This is a genomic window from Cryobacterium inferilacus, assembly GCF_019599185.1.
Classification (GTDB): domain Bacteria; phylum Actinomycetota; class Actinomycetes; order Actinomycetales; family Microbacteriaceae; genus Cryobacterium; species Cryobacterium inferilacus.
Genome location: NZ_JAIEUL010000024.1, coordinates 45086 through 51644, shown reverse-complemented (window position 1 = coordinate 51644; position 6559 = coordinate 45086). Strand labels below are relative to the sequence as shown.

The following is a 6559-nucleotide window of genomic DNA, read 5'->3' as shown; positions in this document are numbered from 1 at the left end:
ATCCAGTGGCGCTGAAGCCCAATATTCAGTGGCGCTCAACCGCAATAACTGGTGGCGCTCAAGGCTTCAAATACTCAACGTGTGTCCGCACCGCCGTTTGCGTCGTTCCCGGGCATGCCAGATCGACTCAACCTCTCAAAGGGCGAGGAGCATCCGGAAACAAGAAATCGCTCTTGAGAATTCTCAAGAGCGATTTTCGTTTTTGTGTTTGGTTTTGTCTGGTGGGCTGTCTTCTACAGCGCCCATGAATCCCCATGTCCTCTGCCGGCCTCGGTCTTTTCCTCCGCCGCTTGACCTTTCGACTTGAATGCGTCGCTGGCGACGAATGAATAGACGCACGCTGACGGGCAAACGGATGCCGTGGGGCGTGCCGAAAACGAGCTAGTTGCTATCGCAGTTGGACGTTGCCTTGGTAATCGAAATGGGTATTCACGTCGTCGGAAACGTCGACGTTCTGTAGCTTGCTGGAACTAGGCGTGAAGCCACTCAGCCCGGCAGCAGTTTCCCCCGCTTGCACGGACTTGTAGATGAATTTCAAGACGCTGTCGGCGGCTGAGTAATAGCCATACACGACGTCTTCCACCGCCGCGGTCAGAGCGTCCCAGTTGCTCTTGGCACCGATCGCGGCCCCAAGCAGGTGGGCAGACTGGATTCTCGGGCCGTCCGGTTTGGTGCCGAGTGTTTCGGCCGCGACCACCATTACCCTTGCTCCGAGGCTATGACCGATGAGCACGTATGACTCCGCTTCTGTGCGAGCCAGCAAATCGCCGAGGATGACCCCCGTCTTGTCGGCCCGACTCTTTGCGACGTGCCAAGGGTTTGCCGCGAGGTCGCTGGCAGCGACCATGGGTCCGATAACACCGTTGAAGAACTTCGCACCTGCTTTTGTTGCTGTTGCTGCCGCTGCCTTCGCTAGGGCTACAGCTCCGCCCTTGCCCACGGCGACACCTCCAAACACAGCCAAGTCCTTGAGTTCCTTCGAGCCCCACCAGATTCGATAAACAGGGGAATCGGGATACCGTCCATTAACGATCGACTTCCAGCCTCCCCACTTGTCGATTTTGCCCTCGGTAAGAAAACCACTAGCAACGAGAACCGGCACGCCTCCTCTGCCCGGTCGTAGCAGTTCGATGCGGAACGACTTGTCCTCGCGAAGATACGCATTGGCGACTGAGGCACCGAGCACGCCTCCAACGGCACTTCCTACAGCGGTGACAACCGCGGTGCCCCCCGCCATGCCGAGCCCGCCAGCTGCAAGACTCCCTCCTCCCAGCAGTGCGAGGCCATGCGAGGTGGCGGCGGCGCCGGACAACCCGCCGAACACGCCAAGCGAACCGATCGCGCCGCCGATCGCGGGCGCGGCTAGCAGGGTCAGCGGAATGGCAACCCCTAACGCCATGACACTGCCCACAGCGATCTTGGACGCCGCGCCGAGATCGGGCTTGTCGTAACGCAGGAAGTCTTCATAGTCGTGAAGCTCGCCTATGGTTCCCTGAGACTTCTCGAAGCCCGGGATCTCGTGACAATGCTCGGCGCAGAACAGCGGGATGCGGATCGCGCCTCGATCCCTCACAGCCATGTTGTCGCAACCCACCGCGACGCAGGGCAGCGTCGGCGTACCGCATCCTTGACACACGTACGCCGGAAGCTGACCGACTGGACGATTCGACTTTCGATGTTCGTTCACGGCGAAGCACGACGAGCACCACGCCTGTTTTACGTCGAGCAGCGAAACGTCGTCAGCAACGTCAGCGATCCACTGCGCGGTGTCGGCATAGGCGTCCGCGCGTTTCTGTGCGATCTTCCTCGCCTCATCTGCTTGTTTCAGGGCCACTTTCTGCTCGGCCGGATCAGCCAACCTCAGTGCGTCGGCGTTCGACACCGTTCGAGCCGCAAACCAGGTTTTTGCGAACGCCCACATGTTGCTGCGCAACGCGGGGTTTTCGGCGAGCACGCCACCACTGTCAACTTCAGGCTCCAGGTCGGTTAGGTCGCCGACGAGGGCGAGCGTGGCGCCCTGATCTGAGACCACGTCCACCCTGAGTCGTGTTCCTTCGATGACATGGACGTGCAGAGAGCTAGGCATGGCTTGATCGTCCCACAGCGGAGAGTGCCTGGCCGTCTCGAAACGCTGGGTTGAAACGGCGACCTGTCAACGACGGTTGAATACCCAGCCAGAATCGACGGTCGAAAACTAGTCCACTCGAGCACGATTGGACGTGGAAGGCCCGGGGACTCCCCTGATAGAGGTTGGTGGCCCCGTTTTCAGTTGGCGTTAACACCCGAGGGGCGACCGGCCATCTCGCGAGACACCAAGGAGCCGGCCGGTCGCCCGCGTCGAAGGCTCAGCCGATGAGTGCGACGGGGATTCTTCAGGTCCGATAACCCCCGGTTATGTCAGCAGGTCCGAAACCCGCCAGACCGGGCGCCGCTCTCACACCGGGCGCCAATAATAGAATGAACGCTAGTCCTCGGGCCCTGCTCCGCCGGTTGAGATCGACGGGGATTAGTAGCAGTAATCACAGGGCCCACTCATGGGCAGGACGATGCCACATTCCGGGCACGGATCGCCCTCGGCATGGCCGATCTGTGCGGAGTCACCTTCACGGATCCGGTTGACCGGCAATTCTTTCCAGTAGCGCTTGCCGAGCTCGTTCCGCAGGCCTGCCATGTACCCGGAGTGAATCGACACAATCGGTCCGCCATCCTCTGGAACGAGTCCGATATAGCCGCTTCGGGGAGGCGTATATATCCGGGCAATCTCGATTTCGGCGGCGATTTGCCGAATCACGTCTAGATTCGCCGTCGGCCACCAAGGAAACTGGCGCAACGCGTCCTCAAGGCTGGCGTATTCTCGGCGCTTCGGACTGTCTGACATTGCGCTCCCCTACGGCCGCAACTTTGACGACCACATCGAATCTACCGGCGCGCAAACTCATCGACGTTCTGCAGCGGAGGCACGTTTCCACCAGATCACGCGGTACGTAGGCCCGATGGCTCGACACCGGGGATACTACCGTTCCGTCAGGAGAGACCACGCTGGCGCCCTGCTTCGGTCTTCGAATCAGAACGATGCTCAGAAGTGCAGGTCCTCACCAGTTTGTCGATAGTTTTGTCCTAATGGACTTGGCGCTGGCGCCGTGAACGGAGTGCACTTGAAGGCCGTCGATACTCATCTTCTGACATTGCTCAAGAAGAGCAATCAGTTCGAGGTACCCATCTACCAGCGCGCATACGCCTGGACAGAAGCGGAGTGCGAGCAACTATGGCGCGATATAGTTCGGGCTGGCAGTAGCGACAAACTCGGTGCGCATTTCACCGGGTCCGTCGTGCATGTCGAGAAGGCGACGGGACCGCTGACTGAGGCGGAACCGAACCTGATTATTGACGGGCAGCAGCGCGTCACCACAGTGACCTTGATTCTGACGGCGCTCGCCCATGCGCTGGCCCAACTGCCATCCGAAGCACAACAGCCACTCGACGGCTTCTCACCAAAGAAGATACGCGGCCGTTACCTCCTGAATGACGACGAGGATGGAGAACGGCGATTCAAACTGCTGCTTTCGCAGGGCGATAAAGAAACACTGAAGGCGATCGTTCAGGGCTTTGACCCCCCTGCTGGCAGCACCAGTCGGGTGGCGGAGAACTATAGATTCTTCCAACAGAAATTCGCCAATTCGAAGTTGGACCTCGCCACAGTGTGCAGCGGGCTGTCCAAGCTGACTGTTGTCGATATCCGGCTGGAACTGAACATGGACCATCCACAATTGGTCTTCGAAGCCATGAACTCGACGGGGAAACGACTCTCCCAGGCTGACCTGATCAGGAACTTCGTTCTGATGGACCTGCCGCCCCGCGAGCAGGAACGGCTCTACGAGCAGTACTGGCGCCCCATGGAGTTGGACTTCGGACAGTCCGCGTACGAGTCGCAGTTCGACCAGTTCGTTCGCCACTTCCTCACCGTCGTTACAGGGAACATCCCTCGCCTCGACGACATCTACGACTCTTTCAAGGACTACGCCGCGAACTCGGCCAACGAGGCGGACTCGATAGAAACCCGCGTCATTGAGCTTCGCGACTACTCCAAGCGGTACTGCGCCATTGCGCTTGGCAAGGAACCCCAGAAGGCGCTAAGACGAGCGTTCAAAAACCTTGACCAGATCAAAGCTGACGTCGTCTTTCCATTCTTGCTCGAGGTGTACGGCGACTACGAGCTCGGATCCGTTACGGCAACCGAATTTCTAGAGATCGTCGACCTCGTCACGTCCTACATCTTCCGGCGTGCCGTTGTGCGCATTCCTACGAACTCGCTTAACACAACCTTTGCCACCTTCGGCAAGTCCCTGCACAAAGACAAGTACGTCGAAAGCGTGAAAGCTCATTTCCTGGGAATGGCAGGCTACCGGCGGTTCCCGACAGACAGAGAATTCTCCGATGAACTCAGAATCTCGGACCTCTACAACTTCAAGAGGCGATCATATTTCCTCCGAATGATGGAGAACTTCGGCCGCAAGGAGCACGTATCCGTGGAGGACTACACGATTGAACACATCCTGCCGCAGAACGACAACCTGCGCGCGCAGTGGCGACACGATCTCGGAGACGGCTGGCAGGACATCCAAGCCAAGTACCTTCACACCCTCGGCAACCTGACGCTGACCGGTTACAACTCCGAATACTCCGATCGTGCATTCCTCGACAAACGCGATATGGACGGAGGCTTCCGCGATAGCCCTTTGCGTCTCAACAGCGGCCTAGGCCTTTTGGCCGCCTGGAATGCCGAAGAAATCGAAAAACGTGCAGAGTCACTCGCCGCTGAAGCAGTTCAAATCTGGAAACGTCCAGTCCTCTCACCCGAAACTATCGCCGACTACCAGGAGCCGCGACCCGACACTGGATTCACAATCAAAGATCACCCGAAGCTCTTGCCCGGCATTCGTCGTAACCTCTTCGAGCAGTTGAGTTCGGAAGTACTCGCACTTGATCCAGCGGTAACTCGGCACTTCCTCAAGCTTTACGTAGCCTTCAAAACCGAAACCAACTTCCTGGACGTCGTCCCGCAGGTCGCGCGCCTGCGATTGAGCCTGGCCATTCCGCTCGAATCCCTCAGCGATGATCGCGGCCTCGCTTTCGACGTCAGGGGCAAAGGTCATTGGGGCAATGGGCCGTCTGAGGTGACATTGAATGAAGAGTCGGACTTCGCCTATGTCATGGGTCTCGTGCGGCAGGCGTACGAGTACCAGATGGGAGGAGACTGACTGGTGCGCCGCCAGCGGCAAGGCCAGCTGTAACCGACGTAACACGAGAGCAACTGTTCCCGGTTTGGCTAACTCGATCACACAACGAATTCGCCAGGGGCATACCCGACCAGGGCACCTACGATAAAGCGCCGGCGGCCTCCGATTTCACCCGTGCCCAGACCGAGTAGCCGATGCTGCACCGAGCGTCGAGGAGCACCCCACCACCGCGATGCGATTGGCATCAGGCCGGATAAGCGACCTCCCGCCGATCGTCAGACGAAGACTCCTCGAAACGAACCACCCGCTTGGCCGCGATAGGTCTGAGGTGCGATTCCCTTTCCTCCAAACGCATATCCAGCTCTACCAGGAAGTCGTTGGTGTGCGCGACCAAGGTCGCAATACGATCCTCGTCTCGCCCGACCCAGGTGTACTCGCGCTCAAGCGTGTCACGGTTCTCAACAACGAACAGGACCTGAGGGGAACTGGTCACGTGAAGCTGCCACTGAAGTTGGTCTCTGTACCTCCGCACTGCTTTGGCCAATGGAACGACCGATGTTTTGATCTCGCAGATGACGCCGTCTCCTATTCCGTCTGGTGTGGCTAGGTGACGAGGGTTCTGTCCCATACAGAGATGCGCGTTGTGAGCGATCGCGAAGTTGTCATTCACCCATCGAGCAATGATCGGTTCCCGCTCCACTCCGTGGTCGTAGGCTGCGAAGTGATGGCCCGGGTCTCCGTCAAGCTTCCGTTGAAGGAGGCCGGCGCGTTGAACACTTGGAGCGCCGTTCGCCTTGACGATTTTTCCCACCTCAGATGCACCTACGCCTGTCCGCCGGGCAGCCAACCACCTGTCCTCGTCGTCGTCGGACCCCACGGGATTTCCGTCGTCTCCAAGCCAGTACCGCACGTGAAAAAGCCCGTGCTCGACGGGCTGCAGCGCTAGCACGGCGGGGTCAGGTAGTCGCGCACTTACCAGCACAGGCGGGTTCTTAACTGGCAGGTCAAGTCGCGCACCGGAAAAATCGGACCATGGGTCTTCCGCCAAATCGGCAGGATGCAGCGCTCCTAGGGACCACGTCCATGGGAGTGTCAGGATCGCATAGTCCGCATTGCCCCAGGCGAGTTCATCCCGAAAATGGCGGGTGATCAAAGCCAGCGCGCCCCACCGAGCTGCCCGCCGGACGAGGGGCAGAGCAGGCGTCCGCGTCGATGCTATCGGCGACGAGTTCAACGCCGCATCGATGAGCTCGCCTACAAGGGCCCACTGGTCTTCAACGTTGGCGTGGCGGATTGCATCCAAGGCTCGACTCTTAGATTTC

General features: G+C 59.1%; 4 protein-coding genes. 1 reads left to right on the top strand and 3 read right to left on the bottom strand.

Annotation, left to right across the window (positions count from 1 at the left end; all coding sequences use genetic code 11):
• Positions 1–388: 388 nt before the first annotated feature.
• Both K2F54_RS16850 and K2F54_RS16845 read right to left on the bottom strand, forming a co-directional pair.
• Positions 389–2086, bottom strand: coding sequence for a DUF726 domain-containing protein (locus K2F54_RS16850; protein WP_220607015.1), 1698 nt, complete (start codon positions 2084–2086; stop codon positions 389–391).
• A 420-nt stretch (positions 2087–2506) separates the two neighbouring features.
• Positions 2507–2878 (bottom strand): DUF4426 domain-containing protein, encoded by a 372-nt coding sequence (locus tag K2F54_RS16845; protein ID WP_220607014.1) that lies wholly within the window; start codon positions 2876–2878, stop codon positions 2507–2509.
• Positions 2879–3155: 277 nt separating this feature from the next.
• Here K2F54_RS16845 and K2F54_RS16840 point away from each other — a divergent pair, with 277 nt between their 5' ends.
• Positions 3156–5258, top strand: a complete 2103-nt coding sequence (locus tag K2F54_RS16840; protein ID WP_220607013.1) for a DUF262 and DUF1524 domain-containing protein — start codon at positions 3156–3158, stop codon at positions 5256–5258.
• Between the two features lie 223 nt (positions 5259–5481).
• Here the strand turns inward: K2F54_RS16840 and K2F54_RS16835 are convergent, their stop codons facing one another.
• On the bottom strand, positions 5482–6540 hold the full coding sequence (locus K2F54_RS16835; protein WP_220607012.1) for a YqaJ viral recombinase family protein: 1059 nt from the start codon (positions 6538–6540) through the stop codon (positions 5482–5484).
• Between the last annotated feature and the right edge of the window lie 19 nt (positions 6541–6559).